Genomic DNA, 26,248 nt, shown 5'->3' with positions numbered 1-26,248 from the left:
GGCGGAAAGCAGTGTATGAATATTTTGGCCGCACGCATGTCATCTGTCCATACGTTTATAATAGCCGACTCAATATGTCACGTCGAACGGAACGTTCGAATGGGGACAGAACCGGCACGCGAGACGGATGAGGTAGCGAGTCGTGAGTCAGAACCATCAGTCGAGAGGGAGGCGGGCTCGACGGCTGCCGAACGGCCAGACTGGGGGCAGTTTCTCCTGGTCTCTCTCGCCGTGCTGGCGCTCACGCTCGCCGCACTCACCGTTCCCGCGCTCGGTGGCGTCGCAGGTACGCCTGGCGATGGTGATGGCGATATTCTACCCGCTGAATTGGCGGAACTCGGGGATGTAGGCGAAGCAGGTGGCGACGATGCTGGAGGGGATGGGGGCAGTGAAGCCAACGAAGGCAGCGACGAGGTGGACCCAGATACGGATACGGATACGGATACGGATACAGATGCGGATGGAGACGCAGAGGGTGATTCGGAGATCGACACAGACCCGAACGCAGATGATGAAGGGGAAGGCGAGCAAGAGCCCGAACAGGGGCAAGAGCAGGACGACGCAGCCGACATCGGAGCCGATCCTGACGACGGGGAGGTCGACGGTGACTACGATGCGGACGGCGAACAAAGCGACGAAAGTGGGGAGTCAGAGGCCGAAAGTGACGACGCGACTGCGGAAGAGTCGGATGCAGACAGCGAGATCGAGGCGGGTGACGACACCGAGCTCGAGCAGGACGAGGACGGCAAACACGAACAGGATGAAACCGACGACGACCACACCGAGACCGACAGCGGCTACGACATCGCGTTCAACGAATCGCCGACGCCTGGCAGCGTCGTCGAGGTAACCGTCACCGAAAACGACGAGACGCGAGAGAACGCAGGTGTCGCCTTCAATGGTGAACTGATCGGCGAAACAGACGCCGATGGCACGGTTACTGGAACGGTCCCGTTCACGGATACGCTGACAGTCGCGGTCGATCCGGCCGACACAGCCGCCGAATCGACGACCGAACCGTCGATCCGTGGCCCGGTCGGTGGCCCCGCCGGTGCACCGGTTCACTTCTACGGCGGGAGTAGAGTGGTCCCGGTGTCCGATCACGACGAGACGGATGCCGACAGTGATGACGAGACCGAAGGTGAAGATGAAACCGCCGAGCGCGATCCGGGCACCGAACGGACCGTCGAGATGGATGCCGAAACCGAGCTCTCGATCGACCGAGAAGCACCAATGGAACACGAGGACGCCCTAGTCGCCGGAACGAACGCGACGGTGACGGCAACGGTCGCAGAGAATCCCATCCCGGACGGAACAGTGCTGATCGATGACCAGGAAGTCGGAACCACGGACGCGAGCGGAGCCACACAGGTCACCATTCCCGAGACGACTGGAGAAATGTCGATCGCCGTCGAGCGCGACGATATCCGCGCTGAGCGCGAGCTCGCGGTCTACGGCCTCGCGGTGGACGTGGCCGAACGGATTCCGCTGCCCGGCCGAACCGTAACCGCCGATGTCTCCTACGTCGGCCCGCCGGTAGAGAACGAGACTAGCGAGGATTCCGAGACGAACGACAGCACGAGAGAGACGCCAGAATCAGTCGCCAACGCGACGGTGTTCCTCGATGGAACCGCCGTCGGCGAGACTGGAGCGGACGGAACCAGTTCGGTTGCACTCCCCCTCGCGAACGAAGCTTCTCTCGGCGCGCAGGTCGGCGAATCCACGGCGGTAACGACCGTCAGCGGACTCTATCGAAACGCCGCGCTCGTCGTACTCGGGGTGCTCGTCTTCGTAACCGCACTCGGCTGGCACCTCGTTCGCCGATTCGGACTCTCGAGAGAGATCGTTCGATCGGTCCCGTCGCTTATCCGGCGTGCAGTCCGCCGCGCAGGCACGCTGGCACAACTGATCGGCCGAAAGGGAGTCGAAGCAGTCGTCCGACTCGCACGCGGCCTCGAGCAGGCAGGTTCCTGGCTCGTCGAGCGCGGCAGGGACGCGCTGGCGGCAGCATGGCGAGCAGGGCGCTGGCTGCTCGCGCTCCGCGGCCAACTAGCAGAGCGAGGGCTCGCCGCGCTGGCGGCGATACACCCTGCACGGCTCGTCAGGGCGCTTCTCGCATTACTGCGATCGCTCGGCAAGTCATCTCGCGAGCGGGCAGCATCGATGACCGGTTCGGCACAGACAGACACCGCAGCCGCCGAATCGACGGCCGACGCCGACCAGTCAGTTCGCACACTACGAACACTCTGGGACGAGTTCGTCCGAGCGGTTCGTCCACCTCGGATTCGGACGAAAACCCCGGGCGAGATCGGCCGCTACGCGGTCGACAGGGGATTCCCAGAACCACCGGTTCGAACCGTCGTCAATGCGTTCCGGGACGCGGAGTACGGCGAGTCCCCACCCACGGAGACGCAACTCGAGTCGGTCGAACGCGCGGTCGGGTCGGTAACTGAACCGGAAGAAGAGTCGAAATCGGACGAACAGTCCACGAGGAACGCCAAAACCCCAGGTTCGGACAATGAGATCTCTCGCAACGACACAGCAGTCGATGAGGATCTACTCCCCGGGCGGCGGACCGACTCGACGACTGAGGACCACATGACAAGCGAGGACGATACGAGACAGTCCGACGAGCCATCGCCAGCGGACAAACCCACGTCAACGGATGAATCAGCGCTAACGGGCACGGAGGATCGCAATGAGTGATAGATCGATCTGGAACGTTCTTCTCGGCCTGTTCGCGGCCTTTGCACTCGCGTTTGGAGCCGTTCTTGCAATCACACCGGAGTCGCTTCCGACGCCGGTACTCGAGCAGATCACCGAACTCGAGCAGGCAAGCGACCCGCAAGACGTGGTTCTGGCTATTAGCGGAGTCGTCGGACTGTTCGCGCTGTGGCGAACGTACTTCTCGGGCGCGACAGATGCCGATTCGGCGGGCGATTCCAGCCCCATACACACGGACGAACAGAGCACACATCGCGCGGAGACAGGAACAGGCCACTCACAGACCCACTCGTCCCAGAACCGCCATTCCGACTCCGAACCGCCAGTCGGTCGCATCGTCGGCGGCGAGACAACAGCGCGCGTCGAGGAGACACTCCACGCACTCACACACGGCCACAAGCGGCCCAAGCAAACGGACGCAATCGTCGACGATCTTCGCCAGTCCGTACGGACGATCGAGGCGGCACAGGGTTGCACCGAACACGCCGACGAGCGACTCCGACGCGGTGAGTGGACCGACGATCGGATCGCGGCGACGTTCCTGGGCGGCGACTCGGCGGGCCGACTCTCAATCTGGCACCGACTGCGCCGGTGGCTGTTCCCCGGCCGAACGTTCGAGCATCGGCTCGAGCGAACCGTCGACGAAATCGAACGACACGCACTCGAGTTCGATCCGGCCGAGGTGTCGCCTGCGGACAGCGAGAGTGGACAGTACGGTGACGGTGAAGCTGACAGTGATGGCGATAATGATGCTGGTGATGGTAATGATAGTGAAACTGATGAGTCCGTCGCGGAAGTCGACGCGGACGATAGCGAGGACGAGGACGCCGCGGGCGACAGTGAACCAGACCCTGCCGCCGAACAGACGGAGGTGTCCCATGCATAGAGTCTCGCGCTGGCACTCCGGCGTCGTCGCCGCCATCGTACTCATCGCCGGTGGCGTGCTGTTTGGTTCGGCCGCGCTCTTACTCGCCGCAGTAGTTCCCGTGAGCTACCTCGGCTACGCCGCGCTCTCGTCGGTTCCCGACCCGAACGACGTGCTCGCCGTTGAACGCGACTGTACACCGCGAACACCGCTCCCCGGCGAGCGCGTCGAGGTGACACTCACCGTCCGAAACGAAGGCGAGCGGACGCTTCCTGACATCCGGATCGGCGACCAGGTGCCACCAGAACTCGATGTCGTCGACGGCAGCGCTCAAACTGCGACGACGCTCCGACCCGGCGAGGGCACTGAACTCACCTACACGCTACGTCCACGCCGCGGCAGCTACACCTTCGAGGGCTGTTGGGTCCGCCTCCGGAGCCTGAGCGCGACCGCCGTCGCAAGCGCTGGCGTGGACGCCGCTGGTGAGGCGGGACTCGAGTGCTCGGTGCCGCTCGATGGGGTGCCGATCCACCGCGAGACGATTCCGTTCGTCGGCGCGGTGGCGAGCGACAGCGGCGGCGCGGGCTATGAGTTCCACTCGACGCGGGACTACCAGCAGGGAGACCCGCTGAGTCGGATCGACTGGCGGCGGTACGCCCGGACGGGCGAATTGGGGACAGTTCGGTACCGCGAGCAGGAGTCGGCGAAGATCGTGCTCGTTCTCGACGGGCGGCCGGCGTCGGGCGTCGCAGCGGCCGACGGACACCCCGACGGAGTCACGCTCTCGGCGTACGCGGGGATCGTCTCGACGGCGGCGCTGACCGAAGCTAATCACAGCGTCGGCGTCGTCGGACTGGGTGTTCGGGCGGAGACGCCGGGCGTCTATACCGGCCCGCCGGCGTACGTCGAGCCCGGAACGGGGGCCAATGTGGGTGGCCGGATCGCGCGGGTCTGTGATACCGTCGCCACGCACGGAACCGGTGGCTCGGTTTCGGCTGGTTCATCGGATGCGGGTGGAACTGGCCCCGAAGCAGGGGTAGGTCCACAGGGACAGCGACAGGATCGAGTCGATGGGGACGGGACCGAGGCGGGGAGTGCGACGAGCGCAACCGGCAGACCGACAATCCCGAGCGGCCGGTCACCGACACAGGTCGCCGATCACCTTGAGACACTGCTCCCGTCCGACGCCCAGCTTGTGGTCTGTACGCCGGCCGTCGACGACGAAATCGTCGAGCTCGCGGCGGCGCTGCGGCGGCGCGACTACCGGCTCACCGTCGTCTCTCCGGACGTGACGACGCGGGACGAGATCGGCGCGCGGCTGGCGGCCGTCCGTCGCAGTGCGCGCCTTGAGCGCCTCCGGCGAACCGACATCCCTGTCGCAGACTGGGACCCGGAGCAGCCACTCACGGCGGCGCTCGGCCGCGCGTTCGACGAGGTGATCCGCTAATGGCGACCGAACGACCACGAGAACGCGAACACGAACACAAACGACGCGAGGGTCGACCACCAGATACCGGCACCGAGATGAGCAGTACGGAGCCGCCCGGGTCCGTCCGAGAGAGCGAAACGGTCAGCGCACCGACGACCGCAGCAGTCGCGATGGTGGCGGTCCTCGCCGGCTCGATCGTTCTCGCGACTACCCTGGATCTCGTCGGCCCGGCACTCCTCGCGGTCGTCAGTGGCACAATCCTGACGATGACCGTGACAGCAACGAAGCGCCGGACGCCGGGTGGGCGAGCCGTCGGCAGTGTCCTCACCGTGTTCGCTGCGTTCAGCCTTGCAGGTGCGCTCGGGCTCACCCTCGCGACCAGTGCCGATCCGATGGCACTCGAGACGCGCTTCCGTGCCGGCGTCGTCCTCGCGATTGCGGCGGCCGCCTTCGGTGCCACGGCCACAGTCACGGGCGCGGTCGGCAACAGGGCTGTCCGCTCGGCGCTGCCGATCGTCCTGGTGACGCCGTTCCCTATTGCACTCGTCGCAGCCGCGTACTTCGACCCACTGCGAGAGTTCCTTCCCGGCGTCCCCGAAGTAGGGGAGGGATGGTCGAGCACGGAAATACTCGACTCGCTCCTCTGGCCGGACGAATTGGCCGCGGGTGTGTTGAGCTTCGCTGCGTTGCTCATCGGGCTGTTGTGGTTAACGACGTTCATCGTGCCGCGACTCCCGATCGTCGAGTTGCTGCCGCGGGATCGGCGAGCGGCCGCGGAGCAACGGATCGACCGGCTCGCGTCGTGGGCCGGCATGGGCGGATTCCTGCTGTTGATGGGAACCGTCACCGCGAGCGGAATCGCACTCCACGCACAGGAGGAGGAAGCGGCGTCCACCTCGACGGCGTACGGTCATCTCGAGGCGACGGTGATTCCGATCGCCATGCACCCGGTCGCCCGGTTCGTCGTCCTTGGTGGAATCGCAGCCCTCTGTGTGGCTGCACTCCTCTCCCGGCTGCCCGACCTTCACCGGCTCCGTCGCAGCCGCGTGCTCCGACTGCTCCCGGCGTTCACTGGTGGCATACTGGTCGCGACGCTCGTCGCGGTCGGCTACCCGTCGGTGTTCGAGCGCTGGATTCGACCGGCACTCGAGTCCATGGCTGCGGCGGGCGACGGAGTCCCGCTGCCGGGAGGGATGGGAACGATTCCGCCGGACGAACTGCTCAGCGTCGGTTCGCCACCGGAGGGAGTCGCGATCGCTGCCGTCGCGATAATCGGCGTCATCGGCACGATCAGTTCGCTGGTGTGTTGCATCTGGCTGCTTGGTTCCCTGCAGTTGCTCTCGGACCGTGGCGCACCCGGTACGCTTGCAGCGAGCGCGCTCGTCGCGGGTGGAATCCTCGCAGCGCTCACCGGTGCCTCGACGCTCGTAGTTGGGGTTGTCGTCGTCTGTGCGATTGTCGCCTGGGACGCCAGCCTCTACGGCGTCTCGGTGACCGAGGAACTCGGCCGCGGCGTCAACGCCCGCCGGCCCGCGCTGACGCACGCGATCGGGACGGTACTGGTCGGCGCAACCGGACTCGCAATTGCACTCGGACTCGCCGAACTGGGGAGTCAACTGACGATCAGAAGTGGTGTGACGATTGCCACCGCGCTCGTCGTCGCGCTGCTCGCGACGTTCATCGTGCTCAAGCGCCGCGCAGTGGCATCGGCCTCGAGTTCCAGTGCAAGCAAGATTTCTCGGCTCCCCATCGCAGCCGGAACGATGCCCGGCGTCGACCCCGCCGAGGCACGCGCGCTCAAGGCCGCCGGCTTCGAGACGATTGGTGACGTGCAGGCCGCAACGCGGGCCGAACTCGCAGACATCGACGGACTAGACGGCGAGACGGTGGAAGCGCTGACAGGCGAAATGAGCACCGTTGGAACCACTGGCGGCAACAGCAGCGACAGTGACGGCCGAGAACGACAGCAGTGACGGTGGCGACTGAGAGCAGCAACGGCGACAGTGACAACCAGCAGTGAGAAGCAGGGAAGATAGCAAAATCTCAGCAGTGTCGACGAACGTCACCCCGGCTACGGCTCGACTGCCGGCACCTCGACGCGGTCGAGTACGTTCTGAACCACCGTCGCACCGTCGACACCCTCGATCTGCGCATCCGTCGTCAGCACGAGTCGGTGTTGCATCACCGGCTCCGCGATCCGCTTGACGTCGTCCGGCGCAACGTATTCGCGACCCGAAATCGCCGCTCTCGCACGCGCTGCCTCGAAGTAGCGCTGAATCCCGCGCGGCGAAATCCCGATCTTCACACGGTCATCCCGCCGCGTTTCTCGCGCCAGATCGACGAGATAGCCACGCACCGCTTCACCCATCGAAATCCGCTCCGGAACCTGCTGTAAGCGCTTGACGCCAGCCGTGTTGAGCACCGGCTCGATCGTCGGCATCTTCGTCTCGCGAGCACTCCGGCGCTCGATCAACTCGAGTTCCCCGTCTCTGTCGGGGTAGCCGATCGAGGTCTTGATCATGAAGCGGTCGCGCTGGGCCTCCGGCAGTTCGAAGGTCCCCTCCTGTTCGACCGGGTTCTGTGTGGCGATGACGAGAAACGGGTCCGGCAGGTCGCGGGTTTCGCCATCGACGGTGACCTGGCCTTCGTCCATCGCCTCGAGCAGCGCGGCCTGGGTCTTCGGCGGCGCGCGATTGATCTCGTCCGCGAGGACGACGTTCGCGAACACCGGCCCCTTCGTGAACTCGAACTCGCCGCGCTGTTCGTTGAAGACGTGCGAGCCGGTGATGTCGTTCGGCAGCAGGTCCGGGGTGAACTGAATGCGGGAGAACTCGAGGCCGAGTGCCTGCGCGAACGCGAGCGCGGTGAGCGTCTTGCCGGTGCCGGGAACGTCCTCCAGGAGGACGTGACCGCGTGCGAGGGACGCTGTGAGCACTTGCTCGAGGAACTCGCGGTCGGTGATGACTGCGTCGCCGATGCGGGAGATGACTTCGGTGCAGGTTTCGCTCGTCGAGACGGCTGAGACGTCGTCTGCCATCGGTTGGCGTTGTCGATGCGGTCACATGAAGATACTGGCAGCCGAACAGATGCCAGTCGGCGGACAGGGTGGAGCAGAAGCGAAGGCTTTTGCGCGCCGGCGCGCCAAAACGGTGATAATGACCGGAGACGACCCACGCGAGGAGCGGGGACCGGAGTTCGAGTTCGATTCCGATTCCGATCTCGAGGAGGAAGGCGAAGGCAAAGACAAACGCGCAGGCCTTCGAACCGATGGCGGCGCGGCAGGTGTCGATGACGTCGCACTCGATCCCTGGGGCTCCTCGGCCGTCTCCGACTACCGCAAGCTGTTCGATGAGTTCGGCATCGAGGAGTTCGACGACGTGCTGCCGGAGGTTCCCCACCCCCACTATCTGATGCGACGGGGCGTCATCTTCGGCCAGCGCGACTACCGACCCGTCGTCGAGGCGCTCCAGAACGACGAGCCCGCGGCCGTCCTCTCCGGATTCATGCCGACCGGCGACCCGCACATCGGCCATAAACTCGTCTTCGACGAGATCATCTGGCACCAGCAACAGGGCGCAGATGCCTACGCGCTGATCGCCGACCTGGAGGCGAACTCGGCCCGGGGCATGTCCTGGGAGGAGATTGACGAGCATTCTCGCAGCTACCTGCTCTCCCTGCTCGCGCTCGGCTTCGACCCCGAAGACGGCGACCTCTACCGCCAGTCGACCAACCGCGAGGTACAGGACCTCGCGTTCGATCTCGGCGCAGAAGCCAACTTCTCCGAGTTCCAGGCGATCTACGGCTTCGACGGCGAAACCGACGTCTCGCACATGCAGTCGGTCGTCACTCAGATGGCAGATATTCTCTACCCGCAACTCGAGGAGCCCAAGCCGACCGTGATTCCTGTCGGCCCCGATCAGGACCCCCACGTCCGGCTGGCGCGGGACCTCGCCGAACGGATGCGCTTCTTCAAGGTCTCAACGGCCTACGCCAGCTTCGAACTCGACGACGACGAGCGCAAACTCGTCGCCCGGTTCCACGAGGAACTCGACCCCGCCGACTTCGACGACGATCAGCTCCGGTGTGTCCACGTCGCCGAGACGCTGGAGGAGACGCCGCTCGCCGAACTCGCGGTGGACGCGGAGACGCTCGACTCCGTCCTGACGAAGCTGAACGAGGCCGGAATGGAACCACTTCGCCCGCGAATCCGCTTCTCCGACCGGCGGGCGACCGAGGACGCCTTCGACGCCCTCATCGACGCCATCGACGGCGAGAAGCGCGTCTACGAGAACCACATCGACGCCTTCGAGATCGACCGCGCCGACGCGGCGGAACTCGCACGAGAGATTGAAGTCGACAACGGCGGCTACGGCTTCCAGCCACCGTCGTCGATCTACCACCGCTTCATGACCGGCCTGACGGGCGGCAAGATGTCCTCCTCGGTGCCGGCCTCGCACATCTCGCTGCTCGACGATCCCGAAGACGGCTACAACAAGGTCAAGTCGGCGACGACGGGTGGCCGAGAAACCGCCGAAGAACAGCGCGAGAAGGGCGGGAAAGCCGACGAGTGTCCCGTCTACGAGCTGTACGCCTACCTGCTCGCCGGCGACGACGACGAGTTCGCAAAGCGCGTCTACGACGAGTGTGTCGGCGGCGAGCGCCTCTGTGGCGACTGCAAGGAGCAGGCCGCACAGCTCATGAAGGAGTTCCTCGCAGAGCACCAGGAGAAACGCGCCGAAGTCGAGGAGTTACTCGAGCAGGCCGACATCGAACTCGAGTCGCCGCGGCGTCGATAGCGGACGACGATCTCGTCGCACTCGAGAAGGCGACGCTGTCCAGTTGGCTGGCATCTGTTTCTTTCGATAGCAGCGTTATGTTTTGGCGTCTGACGAAGTTATATAGGTACGTTCGTGAAAGCACCCCTAACGGATGCCCGCCTCTCGCCCTCCCGGTTCGTCCGATTCTGCCGATGCTGCGGACGACCTCTTGCGCTGTGCGGACGTTCTCGGTACCTTTGGCGTGACGGCAACTGATCTCCGGCCAGCACAGCCTCACGAGAGCACCGGAACCGACGACCTCGCGAACGCGCTGGCCGCCGAACTCGAGTCCGGTCGAAATCGAACCGCCGTGCTCCGCCAGCTAATCACCGAGAGCAAGCGCGGGGTCACCTGTTCGGCCCGCTACGCACAGGAGGCTCTCGAGCGCGAACTCGTCGCCGTCTTCGACGACATCGGCTGGTCGTTCCAGTGCGAACAACTCACCGCAGGACTGCGGTCGGCCGAGCGGCTTCAGCTCCAGGCGACCGACTACCGGGGCCGTCAGCGTGAGACGACGGTTGACTATCCCGACACGCCGCTCGGCACCGACAACCTGCCGGCGATCCTGCAGGGAATCAACACCTCGATTCTGGCGGGAACCGACGCGCAGTTCGTCCTCCTCTCGACGGGCGTCGATCGCTGGCGCGCCGCGCTCGTTGAAGTGACTGCACTCGAGTCCCTTCGCGATCGGTACGGCGAGCGGATCGACGTGGGCGTGGATGGCGAGTCGCTGCTCCCCGAGCACGGGGTGGCGGCGTACGTGCCCGACGAATCGGCAGGGGACTCGAGTCCCGTTCCCCATGGCGAGGAGCCATGGCCTGACTGGGCGGAGGGGCGCGAACGAGAACGGGGGCGGAAGCGGGGACAGGAGCAGGGTCGTGGGCAGGGACAGGGGCATGGACGCGGACAACAGCGTAACCGAGACGGCGACCGAAGTCGGGACGAAGACAGTGTCCAACCAACGCTAGACGAGTTTGGGTCGCTGATCGAGGAGGCAGAGGAGGACGACGGGAGAGGGGGTGAAGAGATGGATTCATCGACGGAGTCGCCACCCACCCCGTCCGCTGATGAGTCGTCAGCGGAAACAACTGGGACAACAGAAGGTGGCGAGTTCGAACTCCGCGGCTCGCCGAGTGTGTCGCGGGTGAGCGGCGGGAGAGACGGAAGCGACGGGAGGGACGAGAGTGACGGAAGTGGCGGAAGTGGCGGGAGTACCGAAAGTGACGGAAGCGACAAGAAGGGCAGCGCACGAAATCAAGGAGCCGAAACGAGTGCTGGAACTGCACTCAAGGGATTCGATCGCCCGTCAAATGAATCGGGCCAGGAGACGACGGACACCGACGGCTTCGGCTCGCTCTCGGGCACCAGCACCACGACACGCGTCTCGAACGACTCCTTCGGCAGCGATGTCGAGTGGGAGACCGAAAATGACCAGTATCGTGCACTGGGTGCTGCCCTCGGCGCAGGTGGCACCGTGTCAGTTCAGGGGCTACTCGAGGACGACGAGTTCCTCCCCGAGTTGCCGGCAGCCGAGAAGGCGGAGACGCGCATCGAATTCGCGGACGCGTTCGATCCAGCGGCGGTGACGCGAGCGAAGGCTGCGGCCGAGCAGTCGGGGTTCGTCTGGGTCGAGTCGGGATCGCTGGAGACGACGCGGGTGTCAAACTCGTAGCGAGTGAGTGCCGTCTAGTTCCGAACTCGTCAGGGAACACTTAGAGACGACCAGCGTCGCCGCCAAACTCCTGGTTCAAAAACGCACCCAGCGCACCGCCGACGAGAGCGAAGCCGATGGCGTAGAAGATGGCGAAGATCGCAGCGAGGAACAGAAGTCCACCCATTCCCCCCGCCATCGGCGCGCCGACGAGCGCGAGCAAGAATCCGCCGAACACGAAGCTCATGACAACAGTCGCCACCGCATAGACGACGCCGGCGACGAGCCCAGCGATCATTCCCGCTGTCAGATCTGGTCCGTTGAGATAACCTGCGAGTGTCCCGCCGAGAAGTGACGCAAACGGGATGAACGTCAGTATTGTCGCGACGAGGCCGCCGATCAGTCCGTTGACCAGCGGGGACCGAGACGATTCGGCTGCAGTCGGGCCGGTTTCGGGGCCTGGCCGAGGATGCGAACCGGCGGTTGGTTTGGAATTGTGATCGAACCTGGGACCGGTGTCTGTGTTGGAACCGAAATCAGAGTCTGAATCTGACTTTGAATCTGAATGATGATCCGAACCAGCGTTCCGATCAGGGTCACTCGAGTACGACATAGGGTTGCTTCGGCGGCCGGTGTCTTGAAACCTATTTGCTTCAGAGTATATCAGGGTCACCAATATGTCCTAAGAGACAGCGGACGACCACGGTCACCGTCCCGCAACGCTTTTGCACCGCGCATCGTATCGAACGGGTATGGCACCCGAATCCACCGCTCGTGCCAGCGTCGTGCGAAAGCCACAGCTCTCGTGTGCGGGATTCGGGTTCGTTTTTGCGGACTGAGTACGGGTCGGCGGACCCGCGAGGACCCACACCGGGTTGACGCGGCGAAACCGGCCGCAGGCGCATCGTTCGGCGTCGAGAGGGACATCGCCAGCCCCTCGGCTTCGAACCGCGCCACTGCAGCATCGGTCCGAGTCGGAACCGCTAACTGACCACCACGCAGCCATCTATACAAGCGAATGCAACTACCAGCAGCACAGGTCGCGGTCTTGGAGGCCGCGAGCGCGGACGAAGCAACGTTCGTCGACGCCCTCGCCGAGGCGACCGACCTGCCCCCGGAGACCGTCACCGGTGCGGTCTTCGAACTCGAAGCGGAGGGGCTTGTCACCGTCTCGGAACGCGTCGACGAAACGATCACGCTCACCGACGAAGGACGCGAGTACGCCGAGATCGAACTGCCCGAAATAAGCCTCTACGAGGCCGCACTCGAGGCCGATGCCGACGACGACCCGGTCTCGATGGGGCAGGTCATCGGCGCGTCCGGACTCGAGGGTCCGCAGGTCGACATCGCGCTTTCGAACTACGCGCGCAAGGGGTACGGACAGATCGACAGCGGTGAGATCACCGCGGACCCAGACGCCGATCCCGCGAGTGACGAGGAGGCGAGTGCACTCCAGGCTCTCGCTGCAGGCGAGGGCCTCGACGACGCCGAGGTTCGCGACCAACTCGAACGACGCGGGCTCCTTGAAATCAGCGAGACGACGATCCGCGAGGCCACAGTGACCGACGACGGTGTGACGGAACTGATGGCAGGACTCGAGACGGCCGAGACGGTCGGCCAGGTGACGCCCGACCTCCTGACCGGCGGCGAGTGGGAGGACGTCGAGTTCGCCGAGTACAACGTCGAAGCCGACGCAGAGCAGTTCGAAGGCGGTCGCGTGCACATCCTGCGCCAGACGGCCGACCGCGTGAAGGACGTCCTCGTCGGCATGGGCTTCCAGGAGATGGAAGGCCCACACGTCGACGCGGACTTCTGGATCAACGACTGTCTGTTCATGCCCCAGGACCACCCGGCCCGCACACACTGGGACCGATTCGCCCTGGAGCAGCCGACGCACATCGACGACCTTCCCGAGGAGCTTGTCACAGACGTCGAGCGCGCACACAAGGAAGGCGTCGGCCCGGACGGTGAGGGGTATCACTCGCCGTGGGACGAGGACTTCGCCCGCGCACTCGCACTTCGCGGTCACACGACATCCCTGTCGACCCGATATCTATCCGGCGAGGAAATCGGCGAGATCGAACCACCCGCGCGCTTCTTCAGCGTCGAGAAAGTGTACCGCAACGACACCCTCGATCCGACGCACCTGCTGGAGTTCTTCCAGATTGAGGGCTGGGTGATGGCCGAGGACCTCTCGGTCCGTGACCTGATGGGGACCTTCGAGGAGTTCTACGCCCAGTTCGGCATCGAGGACATCCAGTTCAAGCCCCACTACAACCCCTACACCGAGCCGTCGTTCGAACTGTTCGGGACCCACCCGACGACGGGCGAACTCGTCGAGATCGGCAACTCGGGCATCTTCCGCGAGGAGATGCTCGAACCGCTGGGCGTCGAGTGTGACGTGATGGCCTGGGGACTCGCCCTCGAGCGACTGCTCATGCTGATGTACGGCTTCGAGGATATCCGAGACATCCACGGCACGCTGTGTGACCTGGAACTGCTGCGCGAGACGGAGGTGACCTACTGATGCCAACGGTCGACATCGACCCCGACGAACTGCGAGCGCTGGCCGGCCACGACGACGTGGACGACGAGGAGCTCAAAGACGATCTGTTCGGCCTCGGACTCGAGTTCGAGGGCCGCACCGAGGACGGCGCGTTCGAACTCGAGTTCGCGCCGGATCGCCTCGACCGCCTCTCGGTCGAGGGCGTGGCGCGGTCGCTTCGCTACCAGTACGGCGACGCCCGCGGCGTGCACGTCCCTTCGACAAACTCGGCGGAGTGGACTATCAAAGTCGACGACTCCGTCCCCGACGAGCGACCGTACGTGACCGGTGCGGTGATCCGCGACGTGAGTCTGGACGAGGATGGACTCGACTCGCTCATCCAGTTACAGGAGAAACTGCACGCGACGATGGGGCGAAAGCGCGCGAAGGGCGCGATTGGGGTTCACGACTTAACCATGCTGAAAGGGGCGTCGGCTACCGACGCCGATACCCCCACTATCGAGTACGTCGGCGTCGAACCCGACGAGGACCGCTTCGTCCCGCTCGATTCGGACGCCGAACTGACGCCTGCCGAAGTGTTAGAGGAACACGACACTGGCCGCACCTACGCGGATCTCGTCAGCGAGTACGAGCGCTACCCGGCGATCTACGACGACATCGGCCTGTTCTCGTTCCCGCCCGTCATCAACGGCCGCCGGACCGAAGTGTCGACAGAGTCCCGGGACCTGTTCGTCGAGATGACCGGCACCGACCAGTGGACGATCGACAAGATGCTGAACATCGTCTGCTACGCGCTCGCGGCCCGCGGCGCGACGATCGAAGATGTGACCGTTGAGTACGACGATCACGAAATCGTCCGTCCGGATCTCTCGACGAAGACGAAATCCGTCCCGCACAAGCGCATCGAGACGATTCTGGGACTCAACCTCGATCCGGACGAAGTGATCGACCTGGCAGAACGGTCCGGACTCGAAGCCACAAAAGAAGACGGCGAAGACGCCGACGAGCTCGTCTACGAGTTCACCATCCCACCCTACCGCGTCGACGTTCTCCATCCCCTCGACGTCATCGACGACCTCGGCCGGGCCTACGGCTTCAACGAACTCGAGCCGGAGTACCCAGACGTGGGCACCGTCGGCGGTCGCCACGAGCGCTCCCGACTCGAGGACGCCGCGCGCACGCAACTCGTTGGCCTCGGCTTCGAAGACCTGCTCAACTTCCACATGATCAGCGAGGAGGAGAACTACGAGCGCCTCGATATCGCTCCCGACGCGGACGCCTACGGCGCTGGCGAGGCCGCGACGATCAAGGAACCCTACAGCGAGGACTTCACAATGTTGCGGACGTGGGTCATGCCGTCGCTCCTGATGGTCCTTGAACGAAACACCCACCGCGCGTACCCACAGCACCTCGCCGAGATCGGCTTCACCGCTGCCGTCGACGAACGCGAGAACACCGGTGTCACCGAACAGCGCCACGTCGGTGCCGCCCTCGCGAACCACGACGCTGGCTACGAGGACGCCAAGGCGCGCCTGCAGGCGCTGGCGCGGCGCTTCGACGTGGAACTCGAGACGCCGCCGACCGAGCACCCGACCTTCATCTCGGGTCGGACGGCGTCCGTCGTCATCGACGGCGAGGAAGTCGGCGTCATCGGTGAGGTCCACCCGAAGGTGCTCGTCGAGCACGACCTCGAGGTGCCGGTTGCGGCGTTCGAGTTCGAGTTGGCGGCGCTGCAGTAGATCGTCGCCGACGTTTCTCGGCGGCTACCGTCTACCGTATCTCACCGTACGTTCTCACCAGTTCTCCGTCAGCATAGCGGCGCTGCTCGAAGCCGAGTGCGTTACACAGCAGGGTGTGACCCATGAACGACACCGCGTAGTCCGCCATCCCGAACGGATGGAGTTCGGTCTGCTGGGCCGGCGGGAGCACCGAGCCGACGACGGCAATCTCGCCGTCGCCCCCATCGGCGGGAAGCAGCCCCGCAGCGACACCCGACTCGAGTTGGGTCGATTCGCCGTCCTGCAGCGCGGCCGTGGTGAACGTCCCGGCGACGGCACCGCCAGCCGTCTCGAAGGCGTCCACATCGACGATGGTCGCAGGCTGGTCGACGCCGGTCGTATACCCAAGCTGTGACCCCTTCCAGATCTCCTGCTGACGGGTTCTGATGCCGGCCAGCAGCGGGTGGTCGAAGTCCCGATCCTCGAGGTTGGCGAACGGCACGAGGATGTTCGCGATGTCGTCTCCTGCGATGTCTGTGGCCCCACCGGTCTCCAGTACCGCGAGCAGGTTGACACCCGAATCCGTGAGGACGAGGTCGCCGCCGGCCTCGACGAAGTCCTCGAGTGCACCGACGTAGTCAGGGTCGTCGATGCCGTCGTCGTGCGAGACGACGACCTTGTCGTAGTGGCGCATGCCGGAGTTCCCCCGGAGGAGTCGGCCGACGCTGACGTGGTGGACGCTCATGCCCTCGATGTCGCCGTCGACGACATCGTCGTCGAGGTCCGCGAAGAACTGCATCGGGTTGACCGAGTACTCGCGCTGTTCGTAGCCGAGCACCTCCACTGGGTCCGGGATTTCCTCGTCGTCCGCGACGTCGACGACCGTCGTGAGGACGTTGAGTTCGGCGTCGCTCTCTGCCTCGATAGTCCACTGGCCGGCCTCGGGTCGGCGCACGAAGACCTCCTCGAAGTCGTGCGTTCGCGCAGCCGAGTTTCGCGGGTCTGCCTTCGCGTCGATATCGATCTCGTGGACGACGGTTCCGTCAGGGTTTCGGACGCGAACGGCCCCCTCGGTCGCGTTCCCGACGCCCTCGAGGTCGACGAACAACGAGTGTGAGTCCGCAGTCGTCTCGGCGCTGAGCTGGGACTGGGTGCCGGGGCCCGGCTGGACGACCTCGTGGCGGCGCTGGACCGACGTTGCGCGCTCTTGGCCCTGCCCGCGACCCCGTCCTGGGCCGCCACGGCCAGGGCCTCCCCGACCGGGCTGGTCGTCGGTGTGTGGCAGATCTGCCGAGGAGCGCGTCAGTTCGTCCGTCGTGACGTAGGCAGTGTCCTGGCCACCGGTTTCGACGGTCGCGTGCGTCTCGCGGGCCGTCATCGCGGCGTACTCGCGCATCGAGATCCGGTAGGCCTCCTCGTAGTGGCGCGTCCAGTATGGTTTCCACTTCTTCTGTGCGGCGGTGTAGTGGTTCGAGAGGATGATCTCCGGTGCAACCGTGATCGCACCGAGTCCGCCGAACTCCTCTGGCTGGCCGGCCCAGCCGAGGAAGCCGCCGGTGATCTGGTAGGACAGCGAGTCGTAGATCGTCCCCCAGTCGAACAAGCCGTCGCAGCTGTCGCCGTCCGGTACGAACGGGAATCCATACATCTCCTCGCCGGCCGTGGAGATATCGTCCGCGATCGCGTCGATGTCGCCCCAGAACTCCTGCATCCCCTCGCCGATCTGGATATTGACCTCGTCCAGGTCGTGCGTGCCGTCGTGGTCGAACGGCGCGTTCGTCTCGAGGTTGAACACCATGTGATCCGCGGTGTACATCCCGTGGTAGTCACAGAGGAACGCCACGTTGTCGTACTCGCGGAAGTGCTCGACGATGGCGAGCGAGTCAGGTACGAGGTCGTGGAACTCCTCTGGCGCACCCTCCGGCTCCGCCGGCCGGAAGCTCGGATTCGTCCACCCCATCGTCGGATACTGACGGTTGGTGTCGACCGGCTGTCCCTCGAACGTGCTCGCATTGCCACGCTGGAAGTTGGTATTGTGGTCGGCGACCCATGGAACCTCGGTCTGAGGCTTGCGCGAAACCCAGCCGTCGGGGTTCGTGAACAGGAACAGCAAGACGATATCGTCGAGCAGGTGCTCGAAATCGGCCGCCTCGCCGCGTGCGATTTCCTCGATCAGCCGACAGCCAGCCTCCGTTCCCGCCCGCTCGTCGCCGTGAATGTTGAGTGAGTAGACGACCTTCTCTTTCGCGGCGAACGACGCGTCGTCGTGGACGTCGTTCGTGACCTCCGCGACGTAGATATCGCGTGGATCGGGGTCCTCGCCGGTGTACAGGTTCGTCCAGCCTGGCGACTCGCCAATCGACTCTACGTGAACGCGGTCCGAATGCGTATTCTCGATGTACTCGAGTGCCTGGACCGTCTCCTCGTAGGCGATGTACTCGCGTGCCTCTTCGATCGGTGGGAAGACGCCGTCCGCGTAGGGCTCCTCGAGTGTCCACCAGGGATTCGCACCGGGTGCGAAGTTCATTGCGCCGATACCATCACCGTCGTCGCCATCTCCCATCGCGAGTACGTCCTCGACCTCCGCCGCCGTGAGGTGTGCGTGTGCGGACAGTGTCGGTAACTCGCGGGTGACCGCCTTCGGGGCGCGAGAGAGGTCCGGGTCTGGGTCCTCCTCGTACTCGTCTGCGAACGCGTCGAACGTGTCCTGATCGGTGAAGACGATACTCGTCGCAGCCTCGTACTCTTCAGGGGTGTGATTCAGGACGTACTCGAGTTCGTCGGTGAGGATGTCGTCGCTCACGTCGGCGGTGGCGCTGCCGGGAAGAGTAAGGGCAGCGCCGGTTGCTGCGGAGAGGCTGAGGAACGTTCGACGGTCGATGGAGGAGTCGTTGTCGATGCTTCCTGCAAGCGTGTCTGCAGTGGCTGTGTCGGACGAGAGCGGTGGTTGTGAGTCGCCGTCAGTCGACTGGGGAGAGGTGTCGTCTTTGACGGTTGGATCGGCAGCAGTACTCCGTGGATCAGTCTTGTTGTCTACATTGCGTGACATTCTCGATCGTGCAGGTGTTGCCCGCGGAAATAGTCGACAACAATCCCACACAAGTACTGTATGAAAGGAGAGACAGTCACTGGAACGCGTATGTTTACAACACCGGCCGTTGTGGAATCGTAATCTGGACAGAGGCGGTCCACTCGACGGCCAAGAGGCGGCAAGCTACACGACTGCGTGGGCAGTCATGTGTCGGATGCCGCTTGCTCAGAACAGGGCGGGCGCTCGACCGGCAAAGCGTTAAAACGCATCGAGGCGTTCAGCCATGAACCCGTCGGCGAGGACACGGTGAACGGCGATGCGCGAGCGAGATAGTCAGAATCGGTACACGATAGCGGTGACCGGACAGCTAGAATTCGTGTTCGACATCGTCCTCGTCGGCCTTCTGGATGATGATTTTACCGTCCCGGACTCGGACAAATACTTCGTCACCGATATCCATCCCCGCGACTGCGAGTTCGTCCTCGTGGAGATTGAGGTGGACGTTGTGATAGTTGCCATCTTCGTCTTTCGCACCGCTTGGACTCAGCTTCTTTTTCCGTACCATCGCGGGATTCTATGACGAACTTCGTCGTAGGATATACTTAAGTGTTTTCGACGCCTCGGCGAATGACCGTCTGACACACCGGTTGGTCAATCAACCGTGCGAGGGAACGGACTCAGTAGCGGCAGAGACTGCGGAGACGTCGCTGACCTACGCACTTAAAGATACCGGCGCAGTCGGTCGGTTTTTGGGGATATATTTATGTCGGGCCGTGTGCTGGTTTCGCACGGAGCAAAACCATGGTACGAGAAGACGGTAAGCGAAACTTCGCACTGCGGTCATCGAACGGCGAGGAAGAAAGTGTGTTCTCCGGGAACACACCACGTCAGGCAGCCCTCAAGGCAGCCCGGCGACTTGAGCCGGGCTCGAGTGGGGACGAGGCTGACCGAACCGAGCTTCGACTGCGCGAGAAAGGAACGGACAAGGTCCACATTTACGACGGCTGGGCCTGGGAAGAGACGGCACCCGACGACAAACCAGACTGGATGCCCAACGAAATCACGGAGGCCAACGTCTCCAAGAAAGGAATCGATCACTTAGACGAGTAACGCTATTGGTGATGATTTCGTGTGAACGGACGCAGAGTGGCGACAATCGCCGACGAGACTAGTCTGCGTGTTCCGCTGGGTCCGGTGGACTGTTCAGGCCATCCGATCCGCCCTGTCCCCCACCGTGGTCCGGTCCACGGTCAGTTCCAAGCGAGAGGAGTCTGGTCGCCTCGGCAGTCTGTGCGAGCGCTCGCTGACTCCGGACGACGATTCCGCCGAATCCGAGAAGGAGGACGATCTCCACGTAGATAACGACGAGCTGGCTGACAAAGCCGTCCACGAGGCCGACTCCTTCGGACAGGAGTCCAGTTGCAACCAGTCCAACCCAACTGAGGACGATGAGATACTTGAGCTTGGTAAACAGCAATCGTCGCTCTGACTCGAGTGCCTCGGCGGCGCGGCTGAAGGGCCCGAACAAGAGGTACAGGCCGAGCCCGAGCGCTGCAAACGTCCCGAGGGTTGCGAGGAGCGCGAGAGCGCCGTCGACGAACCAGCTTCCAAGGGTGATCCAGACGCGGCCAAGAACCGCGGCGAACAGGAGCAGCGTCAGCCGTCGGCCGACGCCAGCAATTGCACAGACAACGAGGATGATCGCGGTCCACATGGCCGTGTAGCCGACGAAGCGAAGTACATCGGTTTCGGCACCAAAGAGACCGCTCACGATCGCCATCAGCAGGTACGCGAGCCCCATCGCGCTGGCGGCGACGGCTGCAGCGTAGCCGTAGCGATGGGGGCCGGACGGGAGCGATCGTGCGTAGCCGCCGAACGCTGCAGCGGCTGCGAGCAACACGGCACTCGAAACGGCGAGCATCAGTATCGAATCGATCACGGTGATCCACCTTCGATCGGATGGGATCGGGATCGGGATCGAGACCGTGAGCTGGGACTAGCACTGGAACGACACCAGAAAGCATCACGTGTGTTCGAGAGGCGAGTACGATTCAGCGGTTGGCGTCTCGGTGTGAACTGCAGTCGTCTCATCTGTGATCGTTTCCAGAGGGAGTGTGGAAGCGGGATGTACAGACGACTGTCTCGATACCGGATAACTGTTATCGCCGATTTGGGAGGCTGCCGGCACAGATAGCGGCGGTAACTCACACCGATCGAGGGTCGTATCACCTCACAGGTGGCTGTTCCGACGTGAGAATCCACTGCCTTGACATCCTCCTCCGCGTGAACGCGGAGGAATCCCGAGCGGTGGGAGTTTCAGGTTTGCAACCATGACTCCGCCACTTAACGGGAGTTCGCGTCTAACCCAGACATCGTGGTCGGTGGCTGTCTGGCCATGCCAAGTAGCCGTTACTCCTATCCTCTGTCGTGCCCGGACTCACCGTGTTGTTTTTACCACGGTGAGTCCGGCAGACTTCGACGGACTCGGAGTTATCTTGGGCTTGCTCGACCGACGGGCACAAGGCGAACCCTTCGAGGATTCACGTTCACCGCGTCGGCGTTTCGGATACTGTCGTCCGAGAGACTCCGTCTCTCGTGATCGCGAAAATCTTCGATTTTCAAACGACCTTGTTACGTGGGCGGACAGGCCGTCTCCGACGGTCGTTCGGAATCCGCTCCGTTCCGACCTGACCTTGCTCTCGTATAGTGATTCCTGTGACTTGAGCATTAGGATTGGAAACTCAGATATGGGATTATCGGTAGAACGTGTCACTGAGTGACGGCGCGTATCCACGGCCTGAAGGCCGTGGTATTGCGCCTGCTCCACGTATAACACCGGCAATCGTCCGTTCGAACCCCGGGTATTTTCACGTTCTCTCGGCAATCAGCAGGCGATGACTGCAGTGACTCTCGGCCCAGAAGGCACCTACTCTCACCGGGCGGCTCAGGCGATCGCCAACGCGGACGCTATCGACTTTCGCCAGTCCGTCACCTCGATCGTCGACGCCGTCGCGACCGGCGAGCACGACCGTGGCGTGATCCCCATCGAGAACAGTATCGAGGGCAGCGTTACGGAGAGTCTCGACGCGCTCGCCGAATACGACGTCGCCGTCGTCCGCGAAATCGTCACCCCGATCAAACACGCCCTGCTCGCACAGGGGCCGAAGTTCGAGACGATCGCCAGCCACTCCCAGGCGCTCGCCCAATGTCGGTCCTATCTCGAGCGCGAGTACCCCGACGCCACGCTCGAAGCCGTCGCAAGCACGGCACAGGGCGTCGAGTTCGCCCGCGAAGATCCCACTATCGCCGGCATCGGCCATCCCGCCAACGCAGACAACGGCACCGAACTCGAGGTCCTCGCCGAAGACATCCAGGATCAGGACTCCAACGCGACGCGATTCTTCGCCGTCGCGCCCGCCGAGGACCGCTCGAAAGGCGGCGGCAAGACGACGCTGGTCGTCTACCCGAACGCGAACTATCCCGGCCTGCTACTCGAGTTGCTCCAGCCGTTTGCCGACCGGGATATCAACCTGACTCGCGTCGAATCCCGACCGAGCGGCCAGCGTCTGGGAGACTACGTCTTCCACGTCGATATTGAGGCAGGGCTCTACGAGGCGCGGACAAACGAGGCGATTGCCGAGTTGGAGGACCTCGCCGAGAAGGGATGGGTTCGCCGACTGGGGTCGTACGATCTCGAGCACGTCGTCGAGTAACTCGAGCAGCGAGAGAACGACCTCACACTGTTAGCAAGAGGCCTATTACGTCAGTGAACCCTCGCGCAGCGTAATGACGACAGGCTGCGACTGACATCTATCGACTCACGCAAGGCAACCAACCAGTCAGACACACCGAAACGCGTTTCCGCACCATCGAAGTACGACCGGACATGCCACTCGAGACAGGCGACGACGCACCCGACGTGACCGCACCGAATCAGGACGGCGAGGCAGTCGCGCCTGCGTTCGACGACCCAACGGTCCTCTACTTCTACCCGCGCGACGACACCCCCGGTTGTACGACTGAGGCCACCCAGTTCCAGCGCGAACGGGAGACCTATCAAGAGGCCGGCGTTGACGTCTACGGTGTCTCGACCGACGATGTCGAGTCTCACCAGTCGTTCGCCGTGGCGGAGGGACTCGAGTTCGACCTGCTCGCGGATCCGGATGGCGAGGTTGCCGACGCCTTTGGCGTCGAGGTCGAGAGCGGCGCGGCCGCGCGAACGACGTTTCTGCTCGCCGAGGGCGAGGTGCAGGCGGTCTACGAGAACGTCGATCCAGACGGTCACGCGCGCGATGTGTTGCTTGAGGCGATGGACGAGGGGCTGGTGACGCTGCCCGAGTGAGCCCTGGATTTGAATGTGGATCTGGTTCCCGAACTCGTTCTGTTGTTCGTACGCGGGCAGAATTTATCCCTATTGAACGCCTATGAACGGGTATGCGCCGAAACCCGTTCGACGAACTCGAGGAGATGCTCGACCGCGTCAGCAAGCAGGTTGAGGAGGGGATGGCCGGCGGTGGCCTGCAGGTACCCGGCTCCGTCCCTGTGGACGTCGCCGATCGCGACGACGAGTACGTGGTGACGGCCGATCTCCCAGGCTACGACGTCGAGGATATCGATCTCACGCTCTCGGACGGGACGCTCCGTCTCGATGCGACCCGCGCGGACGAACAAGAAGAACATGTCGAGGGGCGGTATCTCCGACGTGAGCGGACGCGAAAGTCGGCGAACCGCCAGATCAGACTACCGGATCCGGTCGACGAGGACGCGATCGACGCCGGCTACGAGAACGGCGTGTTGACCGTTCGGCTTCCGAAAGAGTCGACTGACGAGGGGTCGAAGCAGATCGATATCGAGTGAACAAGTACTCGAGAGGCCCCAACGGCGAACACAGCACCGTGGACACTCTTTTCGGTTCGACGGGTCGCACTGACTGAGTCAGTATCCCGTCCTCTGGCCAGTTGATCGGATGGTCGCTCAATTGCATGAACTGACCCGGATTCGAACACAGGAAGCGAAGAAACGGACGAAGACGGCGTCGATCGCCGGCAAGTGATGGAAAGCTATACGGCCTCGACGCCCTCAGAGCTATATAAGCAAATGAGCGACGCGGGATACGACCACGCAGCAGTCGAGCAACGCTGGCAGGCCGCGTGGGACGACGCGGACGCGTATCGGACACCGGACGACGTCGACGATCCGACGTACGTCCTCGGGATGTATCCGTACCCGTCCGGGAAACTCCACATGGGCCACGTCCGAAACTACACCATTACGGACGCCTACGCCCGATACCGACGAATGTGCGGCGACGATGTCCTTCACCCGATGGGCTGGGACGCCTTTGGCCTCCCCGCTGAAAACGCGGCCAAGGATCGCGACACCAACCCGCGTGACTGGACGTTCGACTGCATCGACACGATGCGCGACCAGATGCGCGCAATGGGCTTTGGCTACGACTGGGATCGGGAAATCGCGACCTGTACGCCTGAGTACTACCAGTGGAACCAGTGGCTCTTCTCCCGGTTCCACGAGGAAGACCTCGTCGAGCGCCGCGACGCCGAAGTGAACTGGTGTCCCGAGTGTGAAACCGTCCTCGCAGACGAACAGGTCGAGGGTGAGGCCGAACTCTGCTGGCGCTGTGACACCCCCGTCGAGCAGCGCGAACTCGAGCAGTGGTTCCTGAAGATTACCGAGTACGCGGACGAACTGCTCGAGGACATCGACAAGCTGGAAGGCTGGCCGAACTCGGTCCGCCAGATGCAGCGCAACTGGATCGGCCGCCAGTACGGTTCCGAGGTGGAGTTCGAAATCGGTGGTCACGGCTCTGTTACCGCCTTCACGACGCGCCTCGATACCATCCACGGCGCGACGTTCTTCGCGCTCGCGCCGGACCACCCGATCAGCGAGCAGGCCGCCGAGGAAGACGACGATGTCCGCCACTTCATCGAGCACGAGGCCGACCCCGAGGGCGACGAGCCAAACGGAATCGCAACCGACCTGACGGCGACGAACCCCGTAACGGGCGAGGAGATTCCCGTCTACGTCGCGGACTTCGTCCTCTCGGACGTCGGAACGGGCGCGCTGATGGCCGTTCCCGGCCACGACGAGCGCGACCACGCCTTCGCCCAAAAGATGGACGAGGAAATCGTCCCCGTCATCGCGCCCGAACCCGAGGAGGGAGAAGAGCCGGAGATTCCCGACAGCAGCGAGGAAGCGTTCACCGAGGACGGCGTGCTCGTCAACTCGGGCGAGTACGACGGACTCGACAGCGAAACGGCCCGCGAACGCCTGACCGAGGACATCGAGAGCGCCGAGCACACCACACAGTACCAGCTGCGCGACTGGGGCATCTCCCGTCAACGTTACTGGGGAACACCGATTCCGATCGTCCACTGCCACGGTAGCTGTGGCTCAGTGGTGGTGCCCGACGAAGCGCTCCCCGTTGAACTGCCCGAGTTCATCAACACCACCGGCAACCCGCTGGATGCCGCCGAGGAGTGGAAGCAGACCACCTGTCCCGAGTGTGGTGGCGACGCCACCCGCGAGACGGACACGATGGACACCTTCGTCGACTCCTCGTGGTATTTCCTGCGGTACGTCTCGCCCGACCTGGAGGAGGCACCGTTCGATCTGGGACGTGCGAACGACTGGATGCCGGTCGACCAGTACGTCGGCGGCATCGAACACGCCGTGATGCACCTGCTGTACTCGCGGTTCTTTACCAAGGTGCTCGCGGACCACGAGGGCCTGGAACACCGCGAGCCGTTCACGAACCTGCTCGCCCAGGGAATGGTCCAGCTCGAAGGCGAGAAGATGTCCAAGTCGAAGGGGAACACCGTCTCGCCCCAGCGGATCGTCGAGGAGTACGGAGCGGACACCGCGCGCCTGTTCATGATGCAGGCCGCCCAGCCCGAGCGAGACTTCGACTGGAGTGAGGAGGGCGTGCGCTCGACGAACGCCTTCCTGACGCGACTGAAGGAGATGGTCGAAGACTTCGCCACGGAACAGCCTGACGGCGACGATGACGCCATCGCACGCTACGTCGCGAACGAAATCGACGCGACGGTTGCCATCGCCGGCGGCGAGTACGACGATCTAACGTTCAACCGCGCGCTGCGCGAGACGCAGGATCTCGTCCGTACGCTGCGCCAGTATGCGGCGTACACCGAACCCCACGCAGAAACCTACGAGCGCGGCCTCTCCGCCGTCGTGCGCCTGCTCGCACCCGTCGCACCACACCTGGCGGAGGAGTTGTACGCCGAACTCGACACCGGTGAGGACGAGGACAAGTTCGTCGTCGACGCACCGTGGCCGACCGCAACGGTCGACCGCGACTACGTCACGAAACGCCGCCAGCTCGTCACAAACACCCGCGAGGACGTTCGCGACATCATCGACGTCGCCGGCATCGAGGACCCGCAAGCGATTGACGTCGTCGTCGCACCCGACTGGAAGTACGACGCACTCGAGATCGCCATCGAGAGCGACGCAGACGAGGAAACCGAAA

General features: G+C 63.8%; 18 protein-coding genes. 13 read left to right on the top strand and 5 right to left on the bottom strand.

Annotation, left to right across the window (positions count from 1 at the left end; genetic code table 11):
- Positions 1-99: 99 nt before the first annotated feature.
- Genes C482_RS05330 through C482_RS05315 form a run of 4 tightly spaced genes read left to right on the top strand, consistent with a single transcriptional unit; the run spans position 100 to position 6,991 of the window.
- Positions 100-2,706: a DUF4129 domain-containing protein gene (locus C482_RS05330; RefSeq protein ID WP_006166470.1), complete on the top strand. Its 2,607-nt coding sequence runs from the start codon at positions 100-102 to the stop codon at positions 2,704-2,706.
- Positions 2,699-3,610, top strand: coding sequence for a DUF7269 family protein (locus C482_RS05325; protein WP_006166469.1), 912 nt, complete (start codon positions 2,699-2,701; stop codon positions 3,608-3,610). Before C482_RS05330 ends, C482_RS05325 begins: the two co-directional genes overlap by 8 nt.
- A complete protein-coding gene (locus C482_RS05320) occupies positions 3,603-5,036 on the top strand; it encodes a DUF58 domain-containing protein (protein WP_006166468.1) in 1,434 nt (477 codons plus the stop codon). Before C482_RS05325 ends, C482_RS05320 begins: the two co-directional genes overlap by 8 nt.
- Positions 5,036-6,991, top strand: coding sequence for a DUF7519 family protein (locus tag C482_RS05315; protein ID WP_006166467.1), 1,956 nt, complete (start codon positions 5,036-5,038; stop codon positions 6,989-6,991). Before C482_RS05320 ends, C482_RS05315 begins: the two co-directional genes overlap by 1 nt.
- 98 nt (positions 6,992-7,089) lie before the next feature.
- On the opposite strand, the gene C482_RS05310 is transcribed toward C482_RS05315, so the two are convergent.
- On the bottom strand, positions 7,090-8,055 hold the full coding sequence (locus C482_RS05310; protein WP_006166466.1) for an AAA family ATPase: 966 nt from the start codon (positions 8,053-8,055) through the stop codon (positions 7,090-7,092).
- Positions 8,056-8,173: 118 nt separating this feature from the next.
- On the opposite strand from C482_RS05310, the gene C482_RS05305 reads away from it, so the two are divergent.
- Together C482_RS05305 and C482_RS05300 are read left to right on the top strand one after the other, a co-directional pair.
- On the top strand, positions 8,174-9,814 hold the full coding sequence (locus C482_RS05305) for a tryptophan--tRNA ligase (protein ID WP_049896506.1): 1,641 nt from the start codon (positions 8,174-8,176) through the stop codon (positions 9,812-9,814).
- 133 nt (positions 9,815-9,947) lie between these two features.
- Positions 9,948-11,507 (top strand): hypothetical protein, encoded by a 1,560-nt coding sequence (locus C482_RS05300; protein ID WP_006166459.1) that lies wholly within the window; start codon positions 9,948-9,950, stop codon positions 11,505-11,507.
- 40 nt (positions 11,508-11,547) lie between these two features.
- Here C482_RS05300 and C482_RS21470 read toward each other — a convergent pair whose 3' ends face one another.
- Complete coding sequence (locus tag C482_RS21470) at positions 11,548-12,099, bottom strand: DUF5518 domain-containing protein (protein WP_006166458.1); 552 nt, start codon at positions 12,097-12,099, stop codon at positions 11,548-11,550.
- Positions 12,100-12,504: 405 nt separating this feature from the next.
- Between C482_RS21470 and pheS the strand changes: the two genes are divergently transcribed.
- Complete coding sequence (pheS, locus tag C482_RS05290) at positions 12,505-14,013, top strand: phenylalanine--tRNA ligase subunit alpha (RefSeq protein WP_006166457.1); 1,509 nt, start codon at positions 12,505-12,507, stop codon at positions 14,011-14,013.
- Entirely contained in the window at positions 14,013-15,731 is a 1,719-nt protein-coding gene (gene pheT / locus C482_RS05285; protein WP_006166456.1) for a phenylalanine--tRNA ligase subunit beta, read from the top strand. Before pheS ends, pheT begins: the two co-directional genes overlap by 1 nt.
- A gap of 31 nt (positions 15,732-15,762) precedes the next feature.
- On the opposite strand, the gene C482_RS05280 is transcribed toward pheT, so the two are convergent.
- Together C482_RS05280 and C482_RS05275 are read right to left on the bottom strand one after the other, a co-directional pair.
- Positions 15,763-18,759 carry a M14 family metallopeptidase gene (locus tag C482_RS05280; protein WP_006166455.1) on the bottom strand — a complete coding sequence of 999 codons (2,997 nt, stop codon included), beginning with the start codon at positions 18,757-18,759 and terminating at the stop codon, positions 15,763-15,765.
- 349 nt (positions 18,760-19,108) lie between these two features.
- Positions 19,109-19,306, bottom strand: coding sequence for a hypothetical protein (locus tag C482_RS05275; RefSeq protein ID WP_004215684.1), 198 nt, complete (start codon positions 19,304-19,306; stop codon positions 19,109-19,111).
- Between the two features lie 236 nt (positions 19,307-19,542).
- Here C482_RS05275 and C482_RS05270 point away from each other — a divergent pair, with 236 nt between their 5' ends.
- Positions 19,543-19,851 (top strand): non-histone chromosomal MC1 family protein, encoded by a 309-nt coding sequence (locus C482_RS05270; protein ID WP_006166453.1) that lies wholly within the window; start codon positions 19,543-19,545, stop codon positions 19,849-19,851.
- A gap of 58 nt (positions 19,852-19,909) precedes the next feature.
- Here the strand turns inward: C482_RS05270 and C482_RS05265 are convergent, their stop codons facing one another.
- Positions 19,910-20,680, bottom strand: coding sequence for a bacteriorhodopsin (locus C482_RS05265; RefSeq protein ID WP_083858586.1), 771 nt, complete (start codon positions 20,678-20,680; stop codon positions 19,910-19,912).
- Between the two features lie 955 nt (positions 20,681-21,635).
- Here C482_RS05265 and pheA point away from each other — a divergent pair.
- The 4 genes from pheA to leuS form a co-directional block, all read left to right on the top strand.
- Entirely contained in the window at positions 21,636-22,454 is an 819-nt protein-coding gene (gene pheA / locus C482_RS05260) for a prephenate dehydratase (RefSeq protein WP_006166451.1), read from the top strand.
- A gap of 173 nt (positions 22,455-22,627) precedes the next feature.
- A complete protein-coding gene (locus C482_RS05255; protein WP_006166450.1) occupies positions 22,628-23,083 on the top strand; it encodes a peroxiredoxin in 456 nt (151 codons plus the stop codon).
- A gap of 92 nt (positions 23,084-23,175) precedes the next feature.
- On the top strand, positions 23,176-23,598 hold the full coding sequence (locus C482_RS05250) for an Hsp20/alpha crystallin family protein (RefSeq protein WP_006166449.1): 423 nt from the start codon (positions 23,176-23,178) through the stop codon (positions 23,596-23,598).
- A gap of 240 nt (positions 23,599-23,838) precedes the next feature.
- A partial coding sequence (leuS, locus tag C482_RS05245) for a leucine--tRNA ligase (RefSeq protein ID WP_006166448.1) occupies positions 23,839-26,248 on the top strand: 2,410 nt, incomplete at its 3' end.

It is taken from the genome of Natrialba chahannaoensis JCM 10990 (genome assembly GCF_000337135.1).
GTDB lineage: Archaea > Halobacteriota > Halobacteria > Halobacteriales > Natrialbaceae > Natrialba > Natrialba chahannaoensis.
This window is presented reverse-complemented; position numbering and strand designations above follow the sequence as displayed.

Bases quoted from the DNA above. Each gene is read 5' to 3' on its own strand.
- C482_RS05330 (WP_006166470.1), top strand. From the start codon at position 100: ATGGGGACAGAACCGGCACGCGAGACGGATGAGGTAGCGAGTCGTGAG.
- C482_RS05325 (WP_006166469.1), top strand. From the start codon at position 2,699: ATGAGTGATAGATCGATCTGGAACGTTCTTCTCGGCCTGTTCGCGGCC.
- C482_RS05320 (WP_006166468.1), top strand. From the start codon at position 3,603: ATGCATAGAGTCTCGCGCTGGCACTCCGGCGTCGTCGCCGCCATCGTA.
- C482_RS05315 (WP_006166467.1), top strand. From the start codon at position 5,036: ATGGCGACCGAACGACCACGAGAACGCGAACACGAACACAAACGACGC.
- C482_RS05310 (WP_006166466.1), bottom strand. From the start codon at position 8,055: ATGGCAGACGACGTCTCAGCCGTCTCGACGAGCGAAACCTGCACCGAA.
- C482_RS05305 (WP_049896506.1), top strand. From the start codon at position 8,174: ATGACCGGAGACGACCCACGCGAGGAGCGGGGACCGGAGTTCGAGTTC.
- C482_RS05300 (WP_006166459.1), top strand. From the start codon at position 9,948: ATGCCCGCCTCTCGCCCTCCCGGTTCGTCCGATTCTGCCGATGCTGCG.
- C482_RS21470 (WP_006166458.1), bottom strand. From the start codon at position 12,099: ATGTCGTACTCGAGTGACCCTGATCGGAACGCTGGTTCGGATCATCAT.
- pheS (WP_006166457.1), top strand. From the start codon at position 12,505: ATGCAACTACCAGCAGCACAGGTCGCGGTCTTGGAGGCCGCGAGCGCG.
- pheT (WP_006166456.1), top strand. From the start codon at position 14,013: ATGCCAACGGTCGACATCGACCCCGACGAACTGCGAGCGCTGGCCGGC.
- C482_RS05280 (WP_006166455.1), bottom strand. From the start codon at position 18,759: ATGTCACGCAATGTAGACAACAAGACTGATCCACGGAGTACTGCTGCC.
- C482_RS05275 (WP_004215684.1), bottom strand. From the start codon at position 19,306: ATGGTACGGAAAAAGAAGCTGAGTCCAAGCGGTGCGAAAGACGAAGAT.
- C482_RS05270 (WP_006166453.1), top strand. From the start codon at position 19,543: ATGGTACGAGAAGACGGTAAGCGAAACTTCGCACTGCGGTCATCGAAC.
- pheA (WP_006166451.1), top strand. From the start codon at position 21,636: ATGACTGCAGTGACTCTCGGCCCAGAAGGCACCTACTCTCACCGGGCG.
- C482_RS05255 (WP_006166450.1), top strand. From the start codon at position 22,628: ATGCCACTCGAGACAGGCGACGACGCACCCGACGTGACCGCACCGAAT.
- C482_RS05250 (WP_006166449.1), top strand. From the start codon at position 23,176: ATGCGCCGAAACCCGTTCGACGAACTCGAGGAGATGCTCGACCGCGTC.